Source organism: Sulfurimonas sp. RIFOXYD2_FULL_34_21 (assembly GCF_001830805.1).
GTDB lineage: Bacteria > Campylobacterota > Campylobacteria > Campylobacterales > Sulfurimonadaceae > Sulfurimonas.
Map to the genome: position 1 here is coordinate 152165 of NZ_MICH01000011.1, position 26209 is coordinate 178373.

A 26209-nucleotide genomic window follows, 5' to 3' on the forward strand; every position below is an offset into this window, starting at 1 on the left:
TCCTCATTTTTTACAATTATATTCTATTTAAAAGACTTTTTTATAAATCACTCATTTTTAGAGTCAAGCCTTTTAAATGCGATATCGGATACGAGTACGCTATGCCGGCTCCCTCTCCGGTAATATCCAACTCATGCATTATTGCGTGAATAATTTTATCTACATTTTTGCTCGGAGTTATAAACATAAGATTTGAGTCTGTTGAATCATTTTGAAGACGAGCATAAAAATTGTCTATTTTAGCTAGACCCATACCGTGTGCAGGCATAATAGTAACACCCCTGGCTCCTGCATCTTTTGCAGCTATCAGTGCTTGTTCTTCTTGTTCGTGAGGGACTATTACATGTACGGCAGAAAATGCCATTTTGTATGAGTGACGTTTAGTAGTACCTTGTACATTAACGGTTGAGAGACCCATATTGTTTGCATCTTCAAGAGCGTGACGAAGCTCTTCAAGGTGCAACTCTTCAAGTTCTTGCTCTCCTTTAATACCCATTTTTTCCGTAATTACACCGTATGACATTACCGTTAGCATAGGAAACAAAGAGGCAAAAGCTATAAGACCGAATCCGTCTATAAGAGGATCACGTCCAGCAATATTTGTCGCAAGACCAAGACCAAGAGCAGCTACTAGCGGAACGGTTACGGTTGATGTAGTAACTCCGCCGCTGTCATAGGCAATAGGAATAATATATTTTGGCGCTATAAATGTAAGAACAATAACAAACATATAACCCGCAATAATATAGTAAACAATTTCACCGCCGTTTACAATACGAAATGCTCCAAGAGATATACCGACAGCTACTCCAAGAGCAACAAATAGACGCAGTACAAAATCGTTTATCTTGCCGTCACTAATTTCTTTTGCTTTTTTTGCAATTGCAGTAAGTGATGGTTCTGCCATTGTGGTTGAAAAACCGATAGCAAATGCAAATGAGTAGATTATAACATTGCTATCGTTTTGAGTAAGTTCAAGTGCCATAGTCTCACCGAGTGAGAAAAGTCCCATCTCCAAGCCGATTATAAATGCATCAAGACCGATGATTACTAGTCCAAAACCTATAAGAACATCTTTTAAGTTCTCAATCGGCTTTTTCAAAATAATATATTGAAAAAATAGAATAACTAAAAGAATAGGTGCAACATCCCCTATGACACTTAAAAAGCCCTTTAATATGCTTAAGATGTCAAAGTTAAATGATGCCGGTGTCGTACATGCTTCAGCCACTGGAAGTATAGTTTGTGCGGCTTCAACGAACTGATAAACATATATCCCATAAAATTGTACAAAAATCATAGGAGTAAGTGAGGCAAATGCAATTAGACCAAAACCATCCAGTACGGGATTCCGTCCTTTAATCGTAGAGGCTAAGCCTATACCAAGCGCAGCAACCAAAGGAACTGTTACTGTTGAAGTCGTAACACCCCCTAAGTCATAAGCAAGACCGACTATCTCTTTTGGTGCAAATGCAGTAGCTGCTACAACCATAATATATCCGGCAATAATATAGTAGTGGATAGGATGACCTTTTATAATCCTCCAAACACCTAAAACTATCGCAAATCCGACAGAAAATGCAACAACCATTCTAAGAACCGTAGCATCAATTCTTCCGCAGCTAATAGCGGCTGATTTATCTGCGATAACAACAAGCGCAGGTTCGGCTACTGTTGTACCAAAACCAATCATAAAAGCAAAGATTAGTATCCATATAGTAGAGCCTTTATGGGCAAATTCACCTGCAAGACCTTCTCCGACGGGAAAGATTCCAACTTCAAGACCTAAAAGAAAAACAGCAAGACCAACGCCTACAATTGCTAAACCTATGGTTGTACTAAACCAGTTATCAGGTACGCTTTGAATGATAACTAATTGGAAAAACATTATCACAAGAATAATAGGAAGTAAATCTCTAAATGACTCTTTTAAAAGCTTTATAAATGATGTTAGGTTTAGCATGAATAACAACTCCGATATTTAATAGTTCGGATTTTACAGACACTAAGCTTAAATTAAGAGTATAGATTTATAACTTATATTTTTTTAAGTTTCTCTTTTTGATGTTATTAAAACCAAAATGGCTGTTAAAAAAGCTCCTAAAAAGACTATGCTATATCCGGTCGGCAAATCATAATAGTATGATATTACAATTGCACTTATGCTAAAAAACCATCCAAAAAAGAAACTCCCTAGTAAAGGTTTTTTAAAGTTTAAAGACAGAGCTACAAACGGCGGTGCTATTAAAAGCACAAAGACTACAAAGACACCTGCAAGTGAGACTGATGAGGTAACGGTTATGGCAAGAAGCGAGAAAAAGAGAAGCTCTTTAAAAAATCCTCTAAGTTTAGGGTATAAAAAGTAAAGAGCCAAAGCTATAAAAGAGTAGATAATCGCACTTTTAAAAACTTCATTAGGGGGTGTAAAAAGTATATCGCTAGCAAGCAGTGATTTAAAATGCTCCATCCCTTCGGCAGAGTGGGATAACACCATCATAATCCCACTAGCACCGAGTACGTAAAGTATCCCTATAAAAGCCTCTAAATGAAGCTTTCTAGTAGATGCAAAAGCAATTAGAAAGGCACTTAAAAGAGCAAAACTAAGAGTTAATATATAGAAGTGTTCTTCATGGAAGTAGCCAAGACTAACAGAAGAACCGAGTGCCGCAAACTGAGCAATAGCCAAATCCGTAAAGATAATTCCGCGTTTTAGTATTTCCATACCGAAGTATGAGTGAAGCATAACAAGTATGATAACAAGAGCTATGGGAACAAGTAAAATATCTATCATTTTATAGTACTTGTAAGATAATCAAAAAGAGAGGCGAGGTTTTTAATATCCTCTAGTGCTTCTATATCATGAGGCATAAGAATAACTTTTATTTCTGTTTTATCGGATATAAATTCAGCCGTTTTAGTAGAGTGATAGACATCATGTAAAATACAACAAGGGTGCTCTTTTTCTATTAATTCAATAGTCTCAATAGTGTGTTTGGAAGATGGCGGAATTCCCGGAAGAGGTTCTATAGTGCCGATATTTACAAGTCCATAAGCATTATTAAAGTATGCAAGATTATCATGAAACTGTATAACTTTAAGACCTTTTTTATCAGCCATTTTTTCATTCCACTCAATCATCTTTTTACTCCACATCTCAAAAAACTCTGCATAATTTTTCTCATAAACATCACTATGTTCACCATCGATTGAGATTAAAAACTCTTTAATTGTTTTTGCAAGAAGAGCAATATTCTGAGGATTTAGATGAAAGTGTGGATTTCCGTCCGGATGTATATCGCCGTCTTTTCTATCAACGCTTGATGGCTTATTTATAAGCTCTACATGGTGAGAGAGATTTAAAAATGTTTTTGCATTCGGCGCAGTTTTTGGATTTGAAGCGCGGTTTAAAAGCGGAGGAAGCCAACCTATTTCAAGCTGACCCCCATTCATTATAAGAGCATCAGCATTTCTTACTTTTGCTATTAACGAGGGACGCGGAATTATAAAATGCGGGTCCCAATTACCTTTTGCAAGAACGGTTGTTTCTATGTGATCGCCGCCTATTGTTTTACTTAAAGCACCTATGTAAGGGTAACTAACAGCAATATTTAGATGGGCTAAGAGTGTTAGCGGTAAAAGTGTTATAAGTGATAATATTTTTTTCAAAATATACTCCAATTTTTTCTATTGACAATCGTAACTGCGAGGCTTAAAAAGCCGTGGCAGTCTATAGTGGATTGCTTTGTTTGGCTCGTAATGACTAAATTATACTTTTTAAAAACTATGAGCGGCATGTGCGCCTATAGCTATATTTGCCTGAAGCATAAGAGTGTTTACATCAACTCTGTTTCCGTCTTCATTGTACATCGCTTCATTGCGATTGTATTGAACTCTAAAACGTGCAAATTCGCTTGTGTGATACTCTATCATTGCAGAGTACTTTTTAAAATCATCAGGCTTATTAGTATCTACACCGTTTGAAGTTACATCATTTTTAAAGATTGTATCATACCTTATACCCATTTTCCAGTTTTTGTCATGCGTATATACAAGTTGAGAGTATAGACCGCTCTGTTTTTTATTTATATTTGGATTTGACAGCACTGATGTAGTGTCGCTAGGGTCTAAGTTATACTGAATTCCATCCATATCCCTGCTTAAGTACTCACTTTGCCATTTAATTGAGCTGTATGAATCAAGAGCGTGAAGAATAACTAAGTCAGCTCCGTAAAGCTTACTCTCTCCTCCAAATACATGAGGTGTTTCATCTTCACTGTGATCTATCCTTGAATCCCCTTGTGCATAAGAGAGACCTCCAAAAACCGTAGTATCGCCTATATCAAACGATGATTTTACATAGCCTACATAAAGCGAAGGTGCATTTGTGCCTTTTGCTATTGGGTTTTCAACATCACCCACGGTAGCATTGCCGAACATTTGTTCATTTTCCCCTTGAAGCACCTCAAAACCTGCCATAAGATAAAAAGGTGTCGGAGCCGTCCATTGAAGTTGAGCGCCAAGCTCATTAATACCGTGCATACCTAAAAATGCTTCATAAACAAGAGGCATGTCCCCAAAATCCCAGTAGTGGTGGTGTTGAGCATTTAAGTAACCGAAGTTTGAGTTAATCTTCCCGCCTCGACCCCTTAGTCCGTTGCCAAGAGCGGTAGTCGTAAAGTAAGCCTCTTCTATCTCTACGCCGTTTTCGCTAAAATGAAATACGGCATCCATATTAAAAAGCGGGTCAACGCTGCTAGATAGTACAAGTTCTGCATAGTTTAGGTTAAAACCCTGCTTTGAGTTATATGTCGCATGATTTGAATCCCCGTGAGTATGTTCTCCCAAGAGACCGTGAACAACGCCCGGAAGTTCCAAATGACCTATCTCATCATCTCCTACACTGTTATTTACATAAGAAAAGTCTAAAATAGCCGAAATATCCGGAATATATTTTGATTGATCGAAAGTTCTTTTTTCAACAGGTAGTAGAGTTGCTGCATCGCCGTAAACCAAAGTTGCACATAGCGCGCTTGAGAGTAATATTTTTTTCATAATTTTTTATCCTAAAATTTATTTTTATAATTTTTGTTTTTTTGATGATACTGCATCTTTTAAAAAGAGGCTTTATCAAAAAAATACCTACATGTATAATTTATAGTTTTGACAATAGTAATAATTGTTTATTTTTTAGGATATTTTCGGAGGAGCGCGGTTTTGATTTGAGTAAGTTCTTACATGTATGTATGAAACCGGATTGTTTTGAGAGATTTTTTCAAAGTGAAAGACTTCAACATCTGACGCAAAAGTTATAGCATCTGCAGAGACTAAATTGTTATTTACCGTACATACCAAACATGTCGAAGAGTCGTCATGTGTTATATGCTTTACTTCATGAACAGCCGCAAAGCTAGTAACAATAGCAAAGAGTATCGATAGAAGTACATTTAATTTCATGGACGCAATTTTATCATATTTTTATTTTTTCTCCTCCAAATCAGTGACTACTTGATGCATTTTTAGAAGCGAATCGGGATTTAGTGAGATTGAATCAATTTTATTTTCTACTAAAAATTCAGTTATCTCAGGATAGTCGGATGGTGCTTGTCCGCAGATGCCTATATATTTGCCTTTTGTTTTGCTCGCTTTTATCGCCATTTTTAACATTCGTTTTACTGCTTCGTTTCTTTCGTCAAAAATGTGAGCTATCTTTTCGCTGTCTCTATCAACTCCAAGAGTAAGCTGTGTCAAGTCGTTTGAACCGATTGAGTAGCCGTCAAATATCTCTAAAAATTTGTCGGCTAAAATAACATTTGCAGGTATCTCGCACATGGCATAAATTTCAAGTCCTTTTTTGCCTTGAATCAATCCACATGTATTCATAATCTCTATTACTTTTTTGCCCTCGCTAGGTGTGCGTACAAATGGAATCATTATTTTTATATTCTCGAGTCCCATCTCCTCGCGAACTCTCTTTAGTGCTTCACACTCCCACTCAAATGCCTCTTTGTAGCTCTTGTCATAGTAGCGGCTAGCCCCTCTAAAGCCTATCATGGGATTTTCTTCAACTGCCTCATAATCAAGCCCACCTGTCATATTTCGGTATTCATTGCTTTTAAAATCACTTGTTCTGATTATCACGGGTTTAGGATAAAAAGCAGCTGCAATCGTACCTACGCCTTCGCTTATTTTTTGTAAAAAGAACTCTTTGGCATCAGTTTGTGTAGTCATAAACGAGAGGATTTTATTCTCCTCTTTTACGCTTTTTCCTTTATACATGTCAACAAGTGCCATCGGATGCGCGTTTATAGAGTGACTCATAATAAACTCCATTCGAGCAAGTCCTACACCGTCATTTGGCATTTTTGCAAACCTAAAAGCCTCTGCGGGATTGCCTACGTTTACGTAAAGTTTTGTTTTGGTAGGTTTTAATTTACTCATATCCAGAGTTTTTACAAAGTACTCAATTTTGCCTTCATATATATATCCCTCATTTCCCTGAGCACAGCTAACTGTAACAACTTGCCCATCTTTTAAAACCTTCGTAGCATCACTGCACCCAACCACTGCGGGTACACCTATTTCACGAGCAACTATTGCCGCATGACATGTACGGCTTCCGCGATTTGTAATAACTGCAGAAGCTTTTTTCATAATCGGCTCCCAGTCGGGATTTGTAGCATCTGCTACTAAAATGTCGCCCTCACTAAAACGACCAAATTCAGAGGTGTCGTTTATGAGAGTCACTTTTCCGCTGCCTATCTTTTCGCCTACTGCGCGTCCCGATGTTAAAACTTTTGTATCTTTTGGCGTTTCAAGATAGTACTGCTCTATTATCGTATCTTGATTTTGTCTGCTTTTTACGGTTTCAGGTCTTGCTTGAACTATATATAAATTACCGTCATAACCGTCTTTTGCCCACTCTATATCCATAGGTCTTTTGTAATGTTCTTCTATTATTAGCGCTTGTTTTGCCAGTTCTATAACTTCCTCGTCGTTTATTGAAAAGCTGTTTTGCTCCTGTGAGGTCGTTGCTATATTTAGAGTACGCGACTTTTCATCATAGAGCATCTTCTCTTTTTTGCTCCCCAAAGAGCGTTTTAAAATAGTATTTATCCCTCTTTTGAGAGTAGGTTTAAATACAAAAAACTCATCCGCATTTACGCGTCCGCTTACTACATTCTCGCCAAGTCCCCAGATAGAGTTTATGAGTATGAGATTCTCTGAGCCGCTTTCGGTATCTATCGTAAACATTATTCCGCTTGAAGAGATATCGCTTCGTACCATTTTTTGCACACCGACGGAAAGTGCAACTTTAAAATGCTCAAAGTTGCGACTGGTACGATAGCTTATCGCACGGTCGGTAAAGAGTGAAGCAAAACATTTAAGTACCGTATCAAGTAACTCTTCAACAGTGCCGACATTTAAAAAAGTCTCTTGTTGTCCTGCAAAAGAGGCATCAGGCAAATCTTCCGCCGTTCCAGAGGAGCGAACCGCTACGTCGATATTTTGCGAATCATACTCGTTTGAGAGAATTTTATATGCCTGAGTAAGCTCATCAACAAGGGCTTTTGGAAGGTGTGAGTTTAGGATAAGGTTACGTACCTTTAGCCCACGTTCTTGCAGATTATTTGTGTTGGTTATATCCAAATCATCCAAAATAGACGCTATTTTCTCTTTTATACCGTTTTCTTCTAAAAGTAGCCAATAAGCATCGCTAGTTGTTGCAAAACCGTTTGGGATATTTACACCTTTTGGAGTAAGTTTTTGGTACATCTCTCCAAGCGAAGCATTTTTTCCGCCGACACTCGGAATGTCATTTATGTTAAGCTCATTAAAAAATCGTATATACCTCACGACTAAACCTTTACATGTAAGTTATCTATATATTATCATAAATCTATAACTATTTGAGTATCTTTTTGCTTTGGCTAGCCATCTCTAGCTCTTCATCTGTTTTTATAACAAACAGTTTTATTCTGCTTGATTTTTTTGAGATAAGTGTAGAGTTGCACGCATTTTTCGCTTTATCAAGTTCAATCCCGAAAACCTCTAAATTGTCTAATATTTTTGTTCTAATTGTAGGAGAGTTTTCTCCGATTCCTGCAGTAAAAACTATCGCATCAACCCTGCCAAGCAGAGCAATATATGAGCCGATATATTTCTTGACTCTTCGCGTCATCATCTCTATCGCTATCTTTGAGAGTTCATCATCTCTCATCTCTATCTCTCTTAAATCAATATCTCCGCATATTCCCAATAAACCGGAATGTTTGTTCAAAAGAGTATCAACTTCATCCACGCGAAGCCCAAGTTCTCTTTGAAGATAAAGAGTTATAGCAGGGTCGATATCTCCGCTTCTGCTTCCCATCATAAGCCCTTCAAGCGGAGTAAATCCCATAGAGGTATCGATGCTTTTTCCGTTTTTAATTGCACATGCACTAGAGCCTGCCCCTAGATGAAGTGTTATTAAGTTTAACTCTTCTGCACTTTTGCCTATCTCTTTGGCACACTCTTTCATAACAAATGAGTGAGAAATTCCGTGAAAACCGTATCTTCTTATTTTATGTTTTTCATAAAGCTCATATGGCAGAGCGTACATGTAAGCCTCTTTTGGCAACGTGCTATGAAATGCGGTATCAAAAACTGCGATTTGAGGCACATTTGGTGCTTTTTGTCGGCTGATTAAAATACCTTCTAAGTTTGCCGTGTTGTGAAGCGGTGCAAGCGGGATAAGCTCTTTTATCTTTTTTATAACTTCATCATCTATTAGTGTTGCCTGCTTAAAATATTCTCCGCCGTGAACGACTCTGTGAACAATCGCATCAAGTGATGAAAAATGCTTGACAATGCCGTACTCTTTTAGTAGAGTATTTATCTTTTTCAACCCTTCGTAATGTGTTGCGATAACTTCTGTTATAACATGTTTGTTATTTCCATACTCAAATGTTACCTGCGAGTTTTGTTCATTTATCCTCTCAACTAAAACATGTGCTAAAACTTTGCCGCTTGGCATAAGAAAGAGTTGAAACTTTATAGACGAACTGCCTGAATTTATAACAGCTATTTTCACTATTTTTGTCCTGCTTGAATTGCGGTAATTAAAATAGTATTTACAATATCGCTTACACCACAGCCGCGGCTTAAATCATTTACGGGTTTTTTTAACCCTTGTAAGATTGGTCCTATCGCAACGGCATTTGTCGAGCGTTGAACTGCCTTGTATGTGTTGTTTCCCGTGTTTAAATCCGGAAATATAAAAACACTCGCTTCTCCTGCTACTTTTGAGTTTGGAAGTTTTATGGACGCTACTTTTTTATCAATAGCCGCATCATACTGAATAGGTCCTTCTATGTTTAAATCAGGCTTTATTGATTTTACTATTTTTGTAGCTTCTCTAACTTTGTCAACATCTTTGCCGCTTCCGCTCTCGCCTGTTGAGTATGATAGCATTGCAACTCTTGGCTCAATTCCAAAAGCAAGAGCAGTTTTTGCACACGATAGAGCTATTTGGGCAAGTTCTTCGGCATTTGGGTCTTGATTTAGCGCGCAATCTCCGTAAACTAAAACTTTAGTTTTTAGACACATAAAAAAGAGACTTGATACTATGCGCACGTCAGGTGTCGTTTTTATGATTTGCAGAGCAGGTCTTATGGTGTCCGCCGTTGCATGAACGGCTCCGCTTACCATACCATCGGCATGACCCGTATAAACCATCATAGTCGCAAAATAGTTTACATGTATCATTGCATCTTTTGCACCTTGAAGCGTGAGTCCTTTTTCTTTTCTCATTTCGTAAAAAGTATTTGTGAACTCTTCTAAAAGTTCTGATTTTAGATGGTCTATTATGAGTGCTTTGCTAAGGTCAAGTCCAAATTTTCGGATGTTTTCTCGTATCTCATCCTCATCGCCTAAAATTATGATATCCGCTGCGTCACGGCGCAGAATTATCTCAACGGCTCTTAATATTCTCTCATCGCTTCCCTCAGGCAAGATAACTCTTTTTTTGTTGAGTCTTGCCATTTCAAAAAGTTTATATTCAAACATCATCGGAGTCATAACTTCGCTCATTTGAGTCTCTATTTTTGCTTCGATAGCTTTTATATCTGCGCTTGAGTTAAATAGCCCAAGGGCAAGGGCAATTTTTCTCTCGCTTGTTACTCTGAGCCTTGAATAAACGTCAAGCAGGCTTTTTGCAGTTTGAAAAGCATCGATTTTTACAGACAAAATAGGTACATTGTAGTTTTTTAATCCTGAAATAATTTTTTGTATATTTGGATGGATTTGCATATCCGATGTAAGGACAATGCCGCTTATTTTTGGATACTCTTTTGAATAAAATGTTGAAATAATTGCTAAAATTATGTCTGATCTATCCGGCGAAACTACAACCATATCATCTTCTTGCAGCTGTTCTAAAAAATTTTCAACACTTTGCGTAGCTATCTTGAAACCTCTTACTACTCTTGTGTTGTCCTTTTGCAAAAAGAGGATAGGTTTTGCATGAAGTGCATCCATAACATCTTCAATGGTAGGAATATCAAGCTCTTTTACCTCTTTTAAAAGGTAAGTTGCAGTGTTGTTGTTTTTTAGTTTTTCTTTGAGTTGAAGATGTTTTTCATCATCTAACCTATTTACAAATGTTGCAAAATGGCTGCAGTCATGAGTGCGTATGTTTTCACTCTCTATCAATATATTTTCATAAATCTCATGTATGGATAAATCTTTTGCATTTATGATGTTTATGATAGCTGAACCGAAGTTTTGAGCTATTGTCATGTTTAAATCATACCCTATGGTAGAGTTTAAAAATGAGCGTCTTATTCCCTGACAAAGAATGAAATCATAACTCTTTTCAAGTTTTTTAAACTTCTCTATGAGTTGATTAATTAGCTCGTCTAGCTGTTTTGATGCAATCATACTTTCGACATAATCTATATCAAAACCGTAAGTATCTTCATACTTCATATCTAGGTTATATCTTTTTAAAATAAAGTCAATATCTTTATCGTAAACATCTTTTGAAAAAATTATCGGGCGAAAAAAAGCGACTCTGTGAATATTTCTTTTTAGTATCTCCATCATCCCAAAAGATACAAAAAGAGTGCCTACATTTCTCTTCTCACCAGATATATATAGTGACTTTATTTTCATAAATCCGCCTAAAAAAGTGATATGCTAAATATTATGATGTTTTTTGTTAAAAGCGGCTGTATTGATACTTATTTAATCATGACATGTAAAGTAACGACGACTAGAATGTAATATAATAATAGAAGATAAAAAATGGAGGTTTCTAATGAGAGAATATATAGAGATTTATAACCAACATAAAGAAAAAATAGAGGTGTTTATAGAGGAGAGTATAGAAAATCTAGCACCGCTTTGTAATCACAGTGAAAATAACTTTAAGCTACTTTTTAATACTTTTCCGTCTTTGGAACTAGTTTATGTGGTAAACAGCATTACAAAAGAGCAGACGTCTGCAAATATTTATAAATACAAAGTAGATGAGAGCGAGAAGGATAAAGACAGAACTTATCTGCTTGAGAGACTTGAGATAAAAGATAACGACTTTGCTTTTGCGCAGCCTTATCAAAGTTCGGCAACATCAAATCTTTGCATAACAGTTTCAAAAAAAGAGGGACAAAATATCGTCTTTATGGATTTAAGACTTGAAATGCTCTTAGAGAGACTAGGACTCATAGAAAAAGATAAGATTTTCAGCAATGTAGTTAAAGCTTTTTATATGTTTGCAGGTTATTTTATGATGTTTTTATCGGGTGTTGCAATATTTTACGCGGGAAGCGACTTTCTTTCAAACTTTTTGGCATCAAAACTAAGCATAGATACCATCTTTAAACCGATAATTGCCGCAACTTTGGGACTTGCTATATTTGACTTGTCAAAAACAATACTTGAGCAGGAAGTTTATTTTAAAAGTTATATAAAAGATTCCAAAATTGAGATAAAAACACTTACTAAATTTTTGGTAACTATACTCATTGCACTCTCTATAGAGACGCTTATGGTAGTCTTTAAAATTGCGATAGAAAACTATGACAAGATGATAAATGCACTCTATCTGATGATAGGAACATCAACGTTTATAATATCACTTTCGGTGCTGATTTATATGACAAAAAAGAGTAAAGAAAAATAGGGAAGAGCTTCATCCGATGAAACGGATGAAGTTAAAATCAAGACTAGTAAAGTTCTTGACTCGGGTGGTTAGGTTTGCTAATTTGAGAATCGTTACCTGCGTTTGTGTCGTAAGTTACGATATTGTCTGCTTGAAGAGCACCTAATGTCAATGCGATTAATAAAATCATTTTTTTCATGTTATATCCTTTGGTAAGAACGAATTACGCTCTAGTATTTTTAAATCGGAGAAATTTTATCCGATTTAACTTTTAACTCTTTTATGTATTTACATGTAGATACTTTGTTTAAGTTTTGGTTTAAGTTTTTTTATAGTTTCATATAAATTAAAAGTAACTATGTCGGCTAAAATAAGTTCAAATAAAGTGTAAAAAAGGAAGTAGTATATCCAGTAAAATGGAAGTAACAAAATATAAAAAATAAGAGAACTTGCGATACAATAGGCTTTTAAGGCTTGTGTTTTGGAAGTAACAAAGTATATTAAAGTAAGTAATCTGAAGAATAAAATTATTTTAGATTTATGGATATTTAAAAAGTTTGGATAAACTTTCGTATTTTAAAAAGGAGGCACCATATGGTAATCAATATAAAAAAAGAAACCGGTGGTTTTGAGTTTGTAGGCTCAAGAGGTGCCGGAGAAACTATAAGAAAGCTTATGAAAAAAGAGCTTGATAAAGGCAATAGTGTAACACTTGATTTTGTAGGGATTGAGCAGGTTACACAATCTTTTATAGATGAGTTTTTTGGGATTTTTATTAGGGCTTTTGGTATTGAGTATATTAGAGGTAAAGTAAGACTAGTTAATGAAACACAAGGTATAAAAGATACTATAAATTTTGTTATAAAATACTCTAAAGAGAGGTCTGCTTAAAAATAGTCCTCATCTTCGTCATTTATAATTTCACTCCATAAAAAATTTCTTTTAAAGTAATCCATATCATAGTTTATGTTTGCTTCGTCAAATTCAAATGCTACTACAGCGCCATTCCACGGATTCTCTAGTTTTTTAGATTGGAAAGAGTCATTTTGGTATCTTATTAAAGTGTTATTTGAAATTATTACAAATCTTCCTCCCGTCATTTTTAAGATTTCAAACATCGCATATAAGCCAAAACCTGCGTTTTTCTCATGTCCATACATTGTTTGCTTGGTTGCGGTGACTCCTTTTTCCAAAGCTTTAATAATTGCTTCTTCTTCAGTGTTTATATAAAATTTTAATTTTAAATTACTGAGAAAACCAATACCTCTGTCTGCTACTGCAAATTGTATTTTTTTATTTCTAGGATAGTATTGAGCCATTACGTATCCGCCAACGCTAGAGTGAGCGTGGTCTGCCACATTGTTCATAAGTTCTATAAAGAGATATTGCAGATAGTTTTTTAAATCTCTTGTATCGGCAGGGGACAGTTCAGTAAAGTTTTTAAGCATTATTTCTGTCAAGTGGGTTGATATTTTGTCAAGACCGTTTCTATTTTGTACTTTTTCAATAGGGCTGTATGTTTTATTAAACTTGTAATCTTTTTCAATCATATTTTTTAAATAGTCTGAGTCTGTAAAAATATTGATTTGTTCATCATTCTGATAAGCTCTAATCATTGTGATAAAAATAGGCTCCACCCAGTTAATAGCACTAAAATTATCATTTTTAGAATTAAACATGTAGAGATAATCTTCAATATTTGACATGTATATATTTTTCATTTATAAATTCTCCTTAGTGTTTAAAACAATAGTAAACTTATATTTTTGAATTATATTATATTTTGTTTATATTGAAAACAACTATTTTAGCTAAAATCAGTGCAAATTAAAATACAGATATGTAAATCATATTTAGCTACAATTTTGCATGGCAAAGAAAAACAAAAAAAATAGCAAAATAAACCAAAAAATTAGAAAATATTTTGATGACGACCCGTTTGACGTCGGCATCGAGAGAGTAAGCTCTCAGACACTTAGTGAGCTTTTTACGACGCTTGGCATATACGATATCGACCAGAGTAGAGATATGCTTATAAAGATGGCAAGAATGTTGTGGAGTGAGGCGGATAGCGGATTTCGCTCAGATATACTGCACTTTTTTGCAAATGAGGGCAAGATATATAAGTCAACGACTCCAAAAGAGCCGAATTTAGACAGAGAAGATAAGATAAATACTCTTATCGACGAGTTACATGTAAGCCATGAAGAAGCGACGCTGCTTCATAAAGCATTCGCAGACGTTAGAAGTAAAAAAATTACCATTGAGAAGATGGAGTCCAAACTCAACCATATTCGCTATGCTCTAAAAAAAGAGCGTATTCAAAAGAGAGTTGAGGGAATCTTTGACATAGACGACTCTTTGGAGTTTAACGCATCGCTTCACTATGTTCTTTACGGACAGAGTTTTCACAAGATACTAACGCTAAATACAAAAATATATGAGTATGACTATCTTCAAAACAGCGATGAAGAGACGCTTATAAAAGAGATATACGAAGAAAAAGAGAGAGTCGTAGCAAAAAAACAAAAAGAGATAGAGAAGTTTATAAAAGATTTGACAGACCCTCATCCTTACTTAACCCAAAAAGAGATTGTAAATGCACTCCGTGCTTCGCCGCCAAAGACAAAGGTTTTATACCCTTTTATCAAAGAGGAAGTTATAAGCAGGATTGTAAAGAGCGTACTTAAAGATGTTGAAATCGAGCTTCACGAGGAGGAGCTTGTAATAAGCTTGGAAGAGAAGTTTGAGTTTCCCTATATAAACAGAACCCAAAACTATACACTGGAGTTACATGTAGAGCTTAACTCGCTGTTACATGATATATGGAAGGCTAACGAGCTTGATTTTAGCGAAGTTATAACTGAATCAAAAAAAGAGCATGAAGAGCAGTTTTTACTCGACTTGAAACTGCTTGTAGATGAGTGCGGCTCGTATGCAACACTGCTTCATTTAAGTGACGAGGCGTTGTACCTAAAGGTTTACGGAGTGTTATTTGAACTTTTGCCGACATCACTGCATATATCTGCAAAAGTTGCAAGAAAGTGCGTCAAGCGGTTTGTTCACAGTATTCATGACGAGATAGCCAAAAAGCAGAGATATGAGCTTCTAGCAGGTACTATTAGAGACTTTAAAAACCTTTTTCCTCTTGCACGTGACATGAGAAGAAAGCTCACTCTTCACATAGGACCTACAAACAGCGGTAAAACATATCAGGCTATGCAAAAACTAAAAACTGCCGACACGGGTTACTATTTAGCACCGCTTAGACTTTTGGCTTTGGAAGGGTATGAAGATTTACGAGAAAGCGGTATTGACGCATCTTTGATAACGGGCGAAGAGCAGATACTAGACGAGGATGCAACGCACATAAGCTCGACTATCGAGATGGTAAATTTTGACGTGGATGTCGATGTCTGTGTTATAGATGAGGTACAGATGATAGACGACCGCGACCGCGGTTGGGCATGGGCAAATGCTATAATCGGCGCACCTGCAAAAGAGATTGTAATGACGGGTTCGCCAAACTCAAAAGAGGCGATAGTTGCACTTGCAAAGTATCTCGGCGAAGAGCTTGAGATAATCGAGTTTGAGAGGAAAAATCCGCTAACGCTTCTGGAATCTCCCGTACATGAAAAAGATGTAGAGGAGAGTACGGCGATAATCGCTTTTAGCAGAAAAGATGTCCTAAAACTAAAGCAGAATTTTTCAAAATACTTCAGTATCAGCGTTGTTTACGGAAATCTCTCTCCCGAAGTCAGGCGAGAAGAGGCTAGACGGTTTCGTGTGGGAGAGACGCAGCTTTTAATAGCAACGGACGCTATCGCAATGGGGATGAATCTTCCAATAAAAACTATACTGTTTTCAAAAGCAGAGAAGTTTGACGGAGTAAACGATAGAGAACTTCTGCCTAGCGAAGTTCATCAGATTTCAGGACGTGCCGGAAGATACGGGCTTCATGAAAAAGGATATGTCGGAGCTTTGAGCGGCGATGTTTTAAAGATAGTAAAAAAGAATTTTCATAAAGAAGCAAAAACAATAACTATGCCGTTTAAAGTAATGGCAAATCTTGACCATATAAAGCTTGTCGGTAATATTCTTGAAGAGAAGTCACTGCATGAGATTTTAAAGTTTTTTGTTAAAAATATGGAGTTTGACGGTCCTTTTGTGGCAACAAATCTTGAGGACATGTTAGAAGCTTCTTTGTTGGTTGACCAATATGATTTGGATATTGCTACTAAATATCATCTCGCATGTGCACCGCTTACGCTAAAATCGCCATATATTGTTGCGGCTTATGAGAGTTATCTATCGGCACTAGAAAAAAAGATGCCAATTCCATACATGACTCCGCCGCTACATGGAAGCTATGCGCAGACTACCGACGAGCTTCTGCGTGCGGAGGATATGGTAAAAGAGATTTCGCTCTATTTGTGGCTTAGTTACAGATTTAGCGACTATTTTATCGATGCAAACAGAGCAAGGGCTTCAAGAGGAGTTTTAAATAAGTTTATAGAGAATTCGCTTCAACAAAGTCAGCTAGCTACAAGATGCAGAATGTGTTCCGCACCTCTGCCGACAAACTCGCCCTACGGTATTTGCCAGTCTTGTTTTAAAAAGAATTATGCGGGACGCGGTATCAGAAAAGGCGGGTATAGAAAACAGTAGTTAGAGTTGCTTATGTTTTTAGCAACTCTTTAAGCGGTGAAGAGTTTTTCTCATTTTTTGTATTGTTTAGCATAGTCATTATAAAAGTGTCGATTTTTACCGAGCTGACATTTTTACTGTTTTTTAGCTCATCTTCCATCTTCTCTTTCATATCTTCTATTAGCTTTTTCTTGAAATCCTCTAACATTTTTGCGATTTTTTCCATAGCCTCAGGAGAATCGCCCATCTCTTCTATTAGCTTTTGTTTGTACTCCTCTAGCATTTTGTCTATTTTCTCTTGGTTCATGTCGGACAAAAATTTTGCGGCTCCTTTTGTAAGCAAATCTTCTAAAAATTTTGCAACGCTGCTATTTTCTTCATCAGACTTATTTGAACTTTGAGTTTTGTCTCCCGTATAAGCGGCATCAAAAGCGTTCCAAAATGCAGTTATGCTCTCTTTTGCTTCAACAGATGTATATCCTCCGTTTTTTGGATTTAACATGTTATCGACTCTGCTCTTCAAGTAATCGTAGTCCATATTTGTAGGGGTATAAGGCTTGTTGTTTATAACCGCGTCAAGATGTGCAGAATCAAATGTCAGCGTCATAGCCATAAGCTTGTCTTTATCGCTAAGAGAGTTCACGGCGGAAACATACGCTTCTTGAACGTCTGCTGGCATATTTTTAGGTACGGCTAAAAAGTGTTTGCCGATTCCCACTTCCGCAGTGCCGTTGTCGTTAAAATCATACTGCTCATTGTCGTGCATCAGCAGATTGTATGCACCTTCGGCAGAGAGCGAATTTACGTTGATAGAATCTGCAAGACCTGAATATTTTTGAAGTGTTCTTAGTTCACTCTGAGAAAGTGACTCCAAAAAGTTTTTGGCGTTTGATAGATTTATATCCTGCTCCTCGGCTTTTGCATAAATTAACTCAAAGCTCTCGGCAAAAGGAGCTTGATAATCCTTACGCCCTTGAGTTGTTTGGTAGTTTTGCATTACGCTTAAGTAGCTTTGATAAGCAGTAGAAGTTTCCATAAATGCTCCTTTGTAGTTTCAATGATAAATAACAAGCAAAAACGGTTCCGAAAAAATATGCTATTAGTTAACATGATTGTTAAATGGGTTGGGGAGATACTATTAAATAAATTATTAGTTTAAAGATAGCAATTTTTGGATTGTTAAATATCTTTGCATGAGATATTATTTTAAAAATAAAATAATAGTGGAGGTACTAAAATGAGTTTTATATCTAATAAAAACTTAGAGCAAGCGGACAATGAGGTATTTTCTATCATAGAAGGCGAGTTAAAGAGGCAGACTAGCCACTTAGAGATGATTGCCAGTGAAAACTTTACAAGTCCAGCAGTTATGGAAGCTATGGGTTCGGTTTTTACTAACAAATACGCCGAGGGTTATCCATATAAGAGATATTACGGCGGATGTGAGTATGCCGATGCTGTTGAGCAGTTGGCGATTGATAGAGCTTGTGAGATATTTGGTTGTAAGTTTGCAAATGTTCAACCACACTCAGGAAGTCAGGCAAACGCTGCGGTATATGCGGCACTTCTAAAAGCAGGTGACAAACTCTTAGGTATGGATTTAAGTCATGGCGGACACTTGACACATGGTAGCAAACCTAGCTTTTCAGGGCAAAACTACTCAAGTTTTACTTATGGTGTTGAGGCAGACGGAAGAATGGACTATGATAAAATCTTAGAAATCGCAAAAGCGGTTCAGCCAAAGATTATCGTTTGTGGGGCTAGTGCTTATGCTAGAGAGATAGACTTTAAAAAATTCCGTGAAATTGCTGATGCTGTTGGAGCTTTTCTTTTTGCAGATATCGCTCATGTGGCTGGTTTAGTTGCAGCGAACGAGCATATGAGTCCATTTCCTCACGCTCATGTAGTAACAACAACTACTCATAAGACTCTAAGAGGTCCAAGAGGCGGTATGATAATGACAGATGATGAAGAGATAGCAAAGAAGATAAATTCTGCTATTTTCCCGGGTATTCAAGGTGGTCCGCTTGTACATGTCATCGCGGCAAAAGCTGTTGCGTTTAAAGAGATATTAGACCCATCATGGAGAGAGTATGCAAAACAAGTAAAGGCAAATGCAAAAGTGCTTGAAGTTGTTTTAACAAAAAGAGGCTATGATTTGGTCTCAGGCGGAACGGATAACCATTTAGTGTTAGTGTCGTTTTTAGACAAAGATTTCTCAGGTAAAGATGCAGATGCAGCGCTAGAGAGAGCGGGAATCACGGTAAATAAAAACGGTGTTCCAAACGACACAAGAAGCCCTTTTATAACAAGCGGTATCCGCATAGGAAGCCCGGCATTAACGGCTAGAGGTATGAAAGAAGCAGAGTTTGAACTTATCGCAAACAAAATCTGCGATGTTTTGGATAATATAAACGATACAGAGCTACATGTAAAAATAAACAAAGAGTTAGAAGAGTTAGCAAAGGGCTTTGTGATTTATAACAAATCAACTTTTTAAAAGAGCTAAAAATGGATGAAATTTCACTCCTGCACGATAACTACAAACAGATTGAAAAAGCCATCAAGTACATTGATGAAAATTTCAAAGAGCATCCGTCAATCGATGAGATTGCTAAAAATATCGGTATGAGTAAATTTCATTTTATAAGAGTTTTCAAAGAGTATGTGGGAGTTACGCCAAAACAGTTTTTGCACTCCGTTACTCTAAACTATGCAAAAGAGCATATAAAAGAGTCCAAATCGATTCTTGATAGCAGTTTGGATATAGGGCTCTCAAGCAGCAGCAGACTTCATGAACTTTTCGTAAATCTAATAGGTGTAACTCCTAAAGAGTGGAGAGAAAAAGGAAAAGATGTTCTTATAACTTACGGTTATGGGCAGACTCCTTTTGGTGAGGCACTTATCGGTTTTACTGATAAGGGAGTTTGTTATCTGGGCTTTATAGATGAGAATAAAAATGAGATTTTTAAAAGATTTAACGAACTCTGGGAAAATGCAAATCTACATTTTGATGAAAAAGCGGCACGTGAATACTTAGAAAATATCTTTATAAAAAACAAAAAATACTCTCTTTTTGTAAAGGGAACAAATCTTCAAGTAAATGTTTGGAAAGCACTCTTAAACCTTCCAAACGGCGTAGTTGCCACTTACCAAGATATAGCAAACTACCTCGAAAAACCAAAAGCCGCCAGAGCAGTCGCCTCCGCCATTGGCAAAAATCACATAGGCTATCTTATCCCATGCCACAGAGTCATCGCAAAAAGCGGAGCCATGAGCGGCTATAGATGGGGCATAGAGAGAAAAAAGATACTCATCGCTTGTGAATCGATTCAAAACAAGGAGTGATTTTATGATAACTTGCAGAGTCGCAAAGATGGAAGATGTAAAAGAGTTAGGCAGACTTTTAAATAAACTTTTTACGCAAGAAGCGGAATTTATACCCGATGAGGCGGTGCAAGAGAGAGGTTTAAGAAAAATCATCTCGGATGAGAACATAGGAGAGATTTTCGTTGCTCAAAAAGGCGACAAAATAGTCGCAATGGTCAATATTTTATATACCGTATCAACGGCTTTGGGAGCAAAAGTAGCCATTTTGGAAGATATGATTGTAGATGAGCGACATAGAGGGCAGGATATCGGCTCAACGCTGATGGAGTTTGCGTTAAAGTGCATAAAAGCAAAAGGGTGTATGCGTGTTACACTCTTAAGCGATAGCGACAACTTCAAAGCCCATGAGTTTTATGAAAAATATGGTTTTGTAAAATCAACTATGATGCCCTTTAGAAAAGTCATGGACAAATGATACTCAAACACAAATTTTTAGACCTGTTTCCGCTACAAGGCAAAAAGATACTTATCATTGGAACGTTCAATCCCGATGTTACATGTAACGATGCCGAGTTCTTCTACGGCAGGGCAAAGAACTTCTTTTGGAGACTGCTTCCTGAGGTGTTCGGCGAGGAGAGTCTAAAGGGTGACGTGCAAAAACAAAAAGAGTTTTTAAAAGAGCATGACATAGAGCTAAGCGACCTTATACTAAGCGTGGAGATGAACCCAGAAGATACATGTAGCTATGGCGATGACAAACTAACAAACGTTATAGAGTATAACACCCATAACATCATAAAGAGTCTCTCGAAAGGCGCAACAAAAGAGGTTTACTTTACCAGAAAATCGTTTGACAAAAGCGTTACATGTATAAAAAAAGAGATATACAAGATAAAAGAGTTTTGCGACTCTAACGATATAAAGTTCGGTTTTTTGCCTACTCCTTCACGGTTTTATAGTGAGAAAAAGCTTGAGGAGTGGAAGAGAGTTTTTTATTGATTTAGTGAAATAAAGTTATAATAAAATTTGAAATATTTAGGCTAAGGAAAAGCAATATGCATCTAATTGCCGTAAGTACAATTACTATTTTGATAGTCATATCTTTTTTTCACTTTTACTGGGTGTTTGGCGGAAAGGTTGGCTTAGATAAATCACTTCCGACAACTCCTGATGGAAAACGGCTTTTAAATCCAGCAAAACCTTTAACCTTCCTAGTAGGCATCGTTATATTAAGTTTTGCTTTTGTTGCCTATAAGCTTTATTATGATTACAGCAATGATTTATACAGCTATTTGGGATGGTTTATCGGTATAGTTTTTTTACTAAGGAGCATAGGAGAATTTAATACGGTTGGGTTTTTTAAGAGGATAAAAAATACTTCTTTTGCAAAATATGATACGCTGTTTTACTCACCTTTGTGTTTATATTTGGCTTTAGCTTATGCTTTTTTAGCGAGTAATATATAACTGTAAATCTGAAATTTGAGAGGATAAAGAGATGAACTTTAAAGAATTAGATAATTATCTGCTTTTGAAAAAAGGGGCAAGTTTTGATTATCCGTTTGATAAAACAGTGCGAGTATATCGCGTTGCCGACAAAATGTTTGCGCTTACTGCGGATGAAGAGCCGATATCCGTTAATCTAAAATGCGACCCCATTTACGCCCTAGAACTCCGCTCTTTGTATGAGTCCATCAAAGGCGGCTACCACATGAACAAAAAACACTGGAATACTGTAACGCTTGGCGGTGATGTGGATGATACACTCTTAAAAGAGCTTATAGACCACTCTTATGAGCTTGTGTATGAAAAGCTTACAAAGAGGCAAAAAGAGTTGCTCAAATAAATAAAAATAATGAAATATCTAAGGATTCCATACGCAGTTTTATACCTTTACAAGTATGCGTATGCTATCCTTTACACTGTTAAGACTTAATATAAATTCATAAAAAAATATTTAAAACAAGTAAAAGTGTCACATGGAAAAAAGCATGACAAAAGAAAATAACATAGAGCAAAATTTTATCAATAAACTCATTGAACAAAAATACACCTATCGTCCTGATATCCGTACTCGTGATGCACTCAACCAAAATTTCCGCGAAAAGTTTCAAGAACTCAACTTTGTCAATTTAAGTGATGCAGAGTTCTCAAGAGTATTAGACCAAATCATCACCTCAGATGTGTTTACGGCTTCTAAACGATTGAGAGAATACAACACTTTTGAGCGAGACGACGGTACACCGCTACACTACACTCTGGTAAATATAAAAGATTGGTGCAAAAACAGTTTTGAAGTTATCAATCAACTCCGCATAAACACAGACAACAGTTATCATCGTTATGATGTCATACTGCTCATAAACGGCATTCCTCTTGTCCAAGTGGAGCTTAAGACTTTGGATATTTCTACACGCCGCGCGATGCAACAGATTATCGAGTATAAAAATGATGCAGGTAACGGATACACCAAAACACTGCTCTGTTTTATGCAGCTTTTTGTAGTGAGCAATCAGCACAATACTTACTATTTTGCAAACAACAACACGAAACATTTCAACTTCAATGCAGATGAGCGTTTCTTGCCTCTTTATGAGTATGCAGACGAAAAAAATAAAAAAATACACCTTCTAAACGATTTTACAAACACTTTTCTTTCCAAATGTATTTTAGGCGAAATGATAAGCCGCTATATGGTGCTTGTAGCCAGTGAGCAAAAACTTATGATGATGCGACCGTATCAAATCTATGCGGTTAAAGCCATCGTAAAATCCATAGAGCGAAACAGTGGCAACGGCTATATTTGGCACACCACGGGAAGCGGTAAAACACTGACATCTTTTAAGGCTTCCACACTTCTCAAAGACAACCCAGACATTGAAAAATGTCTCTTTGTCGTAGATAGAAAAGATTTAGACCGTCAAACAAGAGAAGAGTTTAACAGGTTTCAAGATGGATGCGTGGAAGAGAACACCAACACCGACACACTCGTGAAAAGACTCCTTTCAGATAACTACAACGACAAAGTCATTGTCACGACCATACAAAAACTGGGCATCGCACTCGATAGCAAAAACGGTTACAAAAAAAGCTTAGAACTCTTAAGCGATAAACGCGTGGTATTTATCTTTGATGAGTGCCATAGAAGCCAGTTTGGAGAGAACCACAAAGCCATAAAAGAGTTTTTCCCTCGTTCTCAGCTTTTTGGGTTCACGGGTACGCCTATATTTATAGAAAACTCCACCTACACCGAGATAAGCGGTGAAGAAAAAACCATCAAAACAACTAAAGATTTATTTGAAAACGAACTGCATACTTATACGATTACCAACGCCATAGAAGATGACAATGTTTTGCGTTTTCATGTAGATTATTACCAAGCAGACAACCAAACACAGACAAATACTATCAGCCAAAAAGCAGTTGTAGAAGCCATCATAGCCAAGCACGACGCAGCAACGCAAGAGCGAAAGTTCAACGCCATACTTGCCACATCTTCCATCAACCATGCCATCGAGTACCATAGACTTTTTAAAAGTATGGAACACTCTCTTAACATCGCTTGTGTTTTCTCTCCGCCTGTTCAAGTGTTAGACTCAAATGCAACAAACAAAAAAGACATCGAACAACTCGAAGAGGATTTGCCCCAAGAAAAAGCAGACAACTCCGTAAAACCAAACGAAAAGAAAAAAGCGCTCATAGAGATCATAAACGATTATAACGCTCAGTATGGCACAAACCACGACATCAACAACTTTGACACCTACTACCAAGATGTACAGCAACGCATCAAAGACCAACAATACTCAAACGCGGATTACCCTCACAAAAACAAGATAGACATTACCATTGTCGTAGATATGCTTCTCACGGGATTTGATTCTAAATATCTCAATACCATCTATGTCGATAAAAACCTAAAATACCACGGACTTATCCAAGCATTTAGCAGAACAAACAGAATCCTCAACGATACCAAACCGTATGGAAATATTTTGGATTTTAGAGCACAAGAGGATGAAGTAGATAAAGCGATGGTGCGATTTTCAGGCAAAAACCTCAAAGAAGAAGCCAAAAAAATATGGCTTGTAGAGTCTGCCCCCGTGGTGATAGAAAAACTTGACAATGCTGTAAGTGCAATGGAAAGTTTTATGATTTCAAAAGGGCTTAAAAACACCCCTGAACAGGTTCATAACCTCCAAGGCGATGAGGATAAAGCACGATTTATCAACCTTTTTAAAGCGGTGCAACGACTCAAAACTTCACTTGATCAATACACCGACCTTAGTGAAGAAAACAAGCAAATCATCGAAGAGGTCATCCCAAAAGATACGCTGAGAGCTTTTAAAGGTGCCTATCTCGAAACCGCCGCAAAGCTCAAAGCACTTCAAGGCAAAAACAGAGATGATGTCTCTAGTGTAGTCGAAGAGCTTGATTTTGAGTTTGTTCTTTTTGCGAGTGCGGTCATCGACTATGACTATATCATGAGCCTCATTGCCAAATATACAGGCACATCAAGCGAAAAACAGAAGATGAATAAAAGCCAACTCATAGGACTCATAGAATCCGATGCGAAGTTCATGGGTGAAGTAGAAGACATCAAAGCGTATATCGAAACGCTCAAAATGGGAGAGGTCCTAAACGAAGAGGAGATTAAGATAGGCTATGAACTCTTCAAAGCCAAAAAGTCATCTAACAAGATTGATGAGATAGCCGCAAACTATGGACTGGACAAAAAAGCACTGGGAGCGTTCGTCAATCTGACCCTCACACGCTTCATCTTTGATGCCCAGATACTCAGTGACCTCTTTGCTCCGCTAGAGCTTGGGTGGAAAGAGCGCGCCAAAAAAGAGGCTCAGATGATGAGTAAGCTGATACCGCTACTTAAAAAACAAGCAGGTGAATATGAGATATCGGGGTTGAGTGCTTATGAAGAGTAAACAAGTGAAAAATATACCTGAGTTACGATTTCCTGAGTTTTTAAATGATGGGGAGTGGGAAGAGAATAAACTAAAAGATATTTGCCAAATGCAAGCAGGAAAATTTGTTAGTGCTTCTGAAATAAATGAAAAAAAAATAAATGATAGCTTATATCCTTGCTATGGCGGTAATGGCTTACGTGGATACACAAAATCACATACGCATAATGGCGAATATTCTCTTATTGGTAGGCAAGGTGCTTTATGTGGAAATGTTACATTTGCATCAAATAAGTTTCATGCAACGGAACATGCTGTAGTTGTAACACCAAAAAAGCATATAGATACAAATTGGCTTTACTACAAGTTAATTCACTTAGATTTGAATCAATATGCAACAGGTCAAGCACAGCCAGGATTATCGGTCGAAAATCTTGAAAGAGTAAAAGTTGAAACTCCAAAGGAAGAAAAAGAACAACAAAAAATCGCTGATTGTCTCTCTTCTATCGATAACCTTATCACGGCATCGACTAAAAAGTGCGAAACACTAAAACAACACAAAAAAGCCCTCATGCAACAACTCTTCCCCACCGACGGCGAAGAAATACCAAAATTACGATTTCCTGAGTTTGAAAATAGTGGGAAGTGGGAAGAGAAAATACTAGATGAGGTAGTAAATAGATATGATAATTTAAGAGTTCCAGTATCAGCCATAAATAGAATTGCAGGTAAAACTCCTTATTACGGTGCAAATGGAATACAGGGTTATGTATCGGGATATACTCATGATGGTGAATTTATTCTTGTTGCAGAGGATGGTGCAAATGACCTAAAAGATTATCCAATACAATATGTGAATGGCAAAATTTGGGTAAATAATCATGCTCATGTTCTTCAAGCAAAAAAAGATATTGCATATAATAGGTTTTTGAAATTTGCTATTTCTAAAATTAATATAGAGCCTTTTTTGGTTGGTGGTGGTCGTGCAAAACTAAATGCAAATATAATGATGAAATTAAAAATAAATATTCCAAAACTAAACGAACAACAAAAAATCGCCGATTGCTTAAGCTCCATCGATGAACTTATCACCGCACAAAGTAAAAAAGTAGAAACCCTAAAAGAGCATAAAAAAGGACTGATGCAACAGCTTTTTCCAAGGAGTGAAGGTTAAT

Annotated in this window: 22 protein-coding genes; 11 read left to right on the forward strand and 11 right to left on the reverse strand. The window is 36.8% G+C overall.

Translation table 11 applies throughout. From position 1 onward, the window contains the following. Window positions 1-40 precede the first annotated feature (40 nt). The 8 genes from A2530_RS08370 to pta form a co-directional block, all read right to left on the reverse strand. Window positions 41-1963, reverse strand: coding sequence for a DUF1538 domain-containing protein (locus A2530_RS08370; protein ID WP_294883207.1), 1923 nt, complete (start codon window positions 1961-1963; stop codon window positions 41-43). Window positions 1964-2047: 84 nt separating this feature from the next. Next, window positions 2048-2791 carry a metal ABC transporter permease gene (locus A2530_RS08375; protein WP_294883204.1) on the reverse strand — a complete coding sequence of 248 codons (744 nt, stop codon included), beginning with the start codon at window positions 2789-2791 and terminating at the stop codon, window positions 2048-2050. Continuing rightward, entirely contained in the window at window positions 2788-3666 is an 879-nt protein-coding gene (locus A2530_RS08380) for a zinc ABC transporter substrate-binding protein (RefSeq protein ID WP_294883202.1), read from the reverse strand. Before A2530_RS08380 ends, A2530_RS08375 begins: the two co-directional genes overlap by 4 nt. A 108-nt stretch (window positions 3667-3774) precedes the next feature. After that, window positions 3775-5052 (reverse strand): hypothetical protein, encoded by a 1278-nt coding sequence (locus A2530_RS08385; RefSeq protein ID WP_294883200.1) that lies wholly within the window; start codon window positions 5050-5052, stop codon window positions 3775-3777. Window positions 5053-5187: 135 nt separating this feature from the next. Then, the gene (locus A2530_RS08390) at window positions 5188-5454 is read right to left on the reverse strand and encodes a hypothetical protein (protein ID WP_294883198.1); all 267 of its coding nucleotides are present in this window, start codon (window positions 5452-5454) and stop codon (window positions 5188-5190) included. Window positions 5455-5475: 21 nt separating this feature from the next. After that, complete coding sequence (gene ppsA, locus A2530_RS08395) at window positions 5476-7854, reverse strand: pyruvate, water dikinase (protein ID WP_294883195.1); 2379 nt, start codon at window positions 7852-7854, stop codon at window positions 5476-5478. A 49-nt stretch (window positions 7855-7903) separates the two neighbouring features. Then, entirely contained in the window at window positions 7904-9070 is a 1167-nt protein-coding gene (locus A2530_RS08400; RefSeq protein WP_294883193.1) for an acetate/propionate family kinase, read from the reverse strand. Beyond that, entirely contained in the window at window positions 9070-11151 is a 2082-nt protein-coding gene (gene pta / locus A2530_RS08405) for a phosphate acetyltransferase (protein ID WP_294883191.1), read from the reverse strand. Before pta ends, A2530_RS08400 begins: the two co-directional genes overlap by 1 nt. A 145-nt stretch (window positions 11152-11296) precedes the next feature. Here pta and A2530_RS08410 point away from each other — a divergent pair, with 145 nt between their 5' ends. Continuing rightward, complete coding sequence (locus A2530_RS08410; RefSeq protein WP_294883189.1) at window positions 11297-12160, forward strand: hypothetical protein; 864 nt, start codon at window positions 11297-11299, stop codon at window positions 12158-12160. 43 nt (window positions 12161-12203) lie between these two features. Here A2530_RS08410 and A2530_RS08415 read toward each other — a convergent pair whose 3' ends face one another. Then, window positions 12204-12338, reverse strand: coding sequence for a hypothetical protein (locus A2530_RS08415; RefSeq protein ID WP_294883187.1), 135 nt, complete (start codon window positions 12336-12338; stop codon window positions 12204-12206). A 395-nt stretch (window positions 12339-12733) separates the two neighbouring features. On the opposite strand from A2530_RS08415, the gene A2530_RS08420 reads away from it, so the two are divergent. Next, entirely contained in the window at window positions 12734-13030 is a 297-nt protein-coding gene (locus A2530_RS08420; RefSeq protein ID WP_294883184.1) for an STAS-like domain-containing protein, read from the forward strand. Here the strand turns inward: A2530_RS08420 and A2530_RS08425 are convergent. Continuing rightward, window positions 13027-13860, reverse strand: coding sequence for an ATP-binding protein (locus A2530_RS08425; protein ID WP_294883182.1), 834 nt, complete (start codon window positions 13858-13860; stop codon window positions 13027-13029). The genes A2530_RS08420 and A2530_RS08425 overlap by 4 nt on opposite strands. Before the next feature lie 148 nt (window positions 13861-14008). Here A2530_RS08425 and A2530_RS08430 point away from each other — a divergent pair, with 148 nt between their 5' ends. Further along, window positions 14009-16807, forward strand: a complete 2799-nt coding sequence (locus A2530_RS08430; RefSeq protein WP_294883180.1) for an SUV3 C-terminal domain-containing protein — start codon at window positions 14009-14011, stop codon at window positions 16805-16807. A gap of 10 nt (window positions 16808-16817) precedes the next feature. Here A2530_RS08430 and A2530_RS08435 read toward each other — a convergent pair whose 3' ends face one another. Next, on the reverse strand, window positions 16818-17822 hold the full coding sequence (locus A2530_RS08435) for a hypothetical protein (protein ID WP_294883178.1): 1005 nt from the start codon (window positions 17820-17822) through the stop codon (window positions 16818-16820). Window positions 17823-18023: 201 nt separating this feature from the next. Between A2530_RS08435 and A2530_RS08440 the strand changes: the two genes are divergently transcribed. The 8 genes from A2530_RS08440 (at window position 18024) to A2530_RS08475 (ending at window position 26208) form a co-directional block, all read left to right on the forward strand. After that, window positions 18024-19286, forward strand: a complete 1263-nt coding sequence (locus A2530_RS08440) for a serine hydroxymethyltransferase (RefSeq protein WP_294883176.1) — start codon at window positions 18024-18026, stop codon at window positions 19284-19286. An 11-nt stretch (window positions 19287-19297) separates the two neighbouring features. Continuing rightward, on the forward strand, window positions 19298-20134 hold the full coding sequence (locus tag A2530_RS08445; protein ID WP_294883175.1) for a methylated-DNA--[protein]-cysteine S-methyltransferase: 837 nt from the start codon (window positions 19298-19300) through the stop codon (window positions 20132-20134). Window positions 20135-20138: 4 nt separating this feature from the next. Then, a complete protein-coding gene (locus A2530_RS08450) occupies window positions 20139-20591 on the forward strand; it encodes a GNAT family N-acetyltransferase (RefSeq protein ID WP_294883173.1) in 453 nt (150 codons plus the stop codon). Beyond that, complete coding sequence (locus A2530_RS08455; RefSeq protein WP_294883171.1) at window positions 20588-21115, forward strand: hypothetical protein; 528 nt, start codon at window positions 20588-20590, stop codon at window positions 21113-21115. Before A2530_RS08450 ends, A2530_RS08455 begins: the two co-directional genes overlap by 4 nt. 56 nt (window positions 21116-21171) lie before the next feature. After that, window positions 21172-21582: a DUF3995 domain-containing protein gene (locus A2530_RS08460; RefSeq protein ID WP_294883169.1), complete on the forward strand. Its 411-nt coding sequence runs from the start codon at window positions 21172-21174 to the stop codon at window positions 21580-21582. 31 nt (window positions 21583-21613) lie between these two features. Next, window positions 21614-21961 carry an MmcQ/YjbR family DNA-binding protein gene (locus A2530_RS08465; protein ID WP_294883167.1) on the forward strand — a complete coding sequence of 116 codons (348 nt, stop codon included), beginning with the start codon at window positions 21614-21616 and terminating at the stop codon, window positions 21959-21961. A 145-nt stretch (window positions 21962-22106) separates the two neighbouring features. Continuing rightward, window positions 22107-25055 carry a type I restriction endonuclease subunit R gene (locus tag A2530_RS08470; RefSeq protein WP_294883165.1) on the forward strand — a complete coding sequence of 983 codons (2949 nt, stop codon included), beginning with the start codon at window positions 22107-22109 and terminating at the stop codon, window positions 25053-25055. Continuing rightward, the gene (locus A2530_RS08475; protein WP_294883163.1) at window positions 25045-26208 is read left to right on the forward strand and encodes a restriction endonuclease subunit S; all 1164 of its coding nucleotides are present in this window, start codon (window positions 25045-25047) and stop codon (window positions 26206-26208) included. Before A2530_RS08470 ends, A2530_RS08475 begins: the two co-directional genes overlap by 11 nt. The last annotated feature ends 1 nt before the right edge of the window (window position 26209 follow it).

What these genes read in the sequence shown, in the direction of transcription:
- A2530_RS08450 (WP_294883173.1), top strand. Translation starts at nt 20,139, where the DNA reads ATGATAACTTGCAGAGTCGCAAAGATGGAAGATGTAAAAGAGTTAGGC.
- A2530_RS08375 (WP_294883204.1), bottom strand. Translation starts at nt 2,791, where the DNA reads ATGATAGATATTTTACTTGTTCCCATAGCTCTTGTTATCATACTTGTT.
- A2530_RS08440 (WP_294883176.1), top strand. Translation starts at nt 18,024, where the DNA reads ATGAGTTTTATATCTAATAAAAACTTAGAGCAAGCGGACAATGAGGTA.
- A2530_RS08425 (WP_294883182.1), bottom strand. Translation starts at nt 13,860, where the DNA reads ATGAAAAATATATACATGTCAAATATTGAAGATTATCTCTACATGTTT.
- A2530_RS08475 (WP_294883163.1), top strand. Translation starts at nt 25,045, where the DNA reads ATGAAGAGTAAACAAGTGAAAAATATACCTGAGTTACGATTTCCTGAG.
- A2530_RS08430 (WP_294883180.1), top strand. Translation starts at nt 14,009, where the DNA reads ATGGCAAAGAAAAACAAAAAAAATAGCAAAATAAACCAAAAAATTAGA.
- A2530_RS08415 (WP_294883187.1), bottom strand. Translation starts at nt 12,338, where the DNA reads ATGAAAAAAATGATTTTATTAATCGCATTGACATTAGGTGCTCTTCAA.
- A2530_RS08460 (WP_294883169.1), top strand. Translation starts at nt 21,172, where the DNA reads ATGCATCTAATTGCCGTAAGTACAATTACTATTTTGATAGTCATATCT.
- pta (WP_294883191.1), bottom strand. Translation starts at nt 11,151, where the DNA reads ATGAAAATAAAGTCACTATATATATCTGGTGAGAAGAGAAATGTAGGC.
- A2530_RS08455 (WP_294883171.1), top strand. Translation starts at nt 20,588, where the DNA reads ATGATACTCAAACACAAATTTTTAGACCTGTTTCCGCTACAAGGCAAA.
- A2530_RS08370 (WP_294883207.1), bottom strand. Translation starts at nt 1,963, where the DNA reads ATGCTAAACCTAACATCATTTATAAAGCTTTTAAAAGAGTCATTTAGA.
- A2530_RS08435 (WP_294883178.1), bottom strand. Translation starts at nt 17,822, where the DNA reads ATGGAAACTTCTACTGCTTATCAAAGCTACTTAAGCGTAATGCAAAAC.
- A2530_RS08445 (WP_294883175.1), top strand. Translation starts at nt 19,298, where the DNA reads ATGGATGAAATTTCACTCCTGCACGATAACTACAAACAGATTGAAAAA.
- A2530_RS08470 (WP_294883165.1), top strand. Translation starts at nt 22,107, where the DNA reads ATGACAAAAGAAAATAACATAGAGCAAAATTTTATCAATAAACTCATT.
- A2530_RS08420 (WP_294883184.1), top strand. Translation starts at nt 12,734, where the DNA reads ATGGTAATCAATATAAAAAAAGAAACCGGTGGTTTTGAGTTTGTAGGC.
- A2530_RS08390 (WP_294883198.1), bottom strand. Translation starts at nt 5,454, where the DNA reads ATGAAATTAAATGTACTTCTATCGATACTCTTTGCTATTGTTACTAGC.
- A2530_RS08385 (WP_294883200.1), bottom strand. Translation starts at nt 5,052, where the DNA reads ATGAAAAAAATATTACTCTCAAGCGCGCTATGTGCAACTTTGGTTTAC.
- A2530_RS08465 (WP_294883167.1), top strand. Translation starts at nt 21,614, where the DNA reads ATGAACTTTAAAGAATTAGATAATTATCTGCTTTTGAAAAAAGGGGCA.
- A2530_RS08410 (WP_294883189.1), top strand. Translation starts at nt 11,297, where the DNA reads ATGAGAGAATATATAGAGATTTATAACCAACATAAAGAAAAAATAGAG.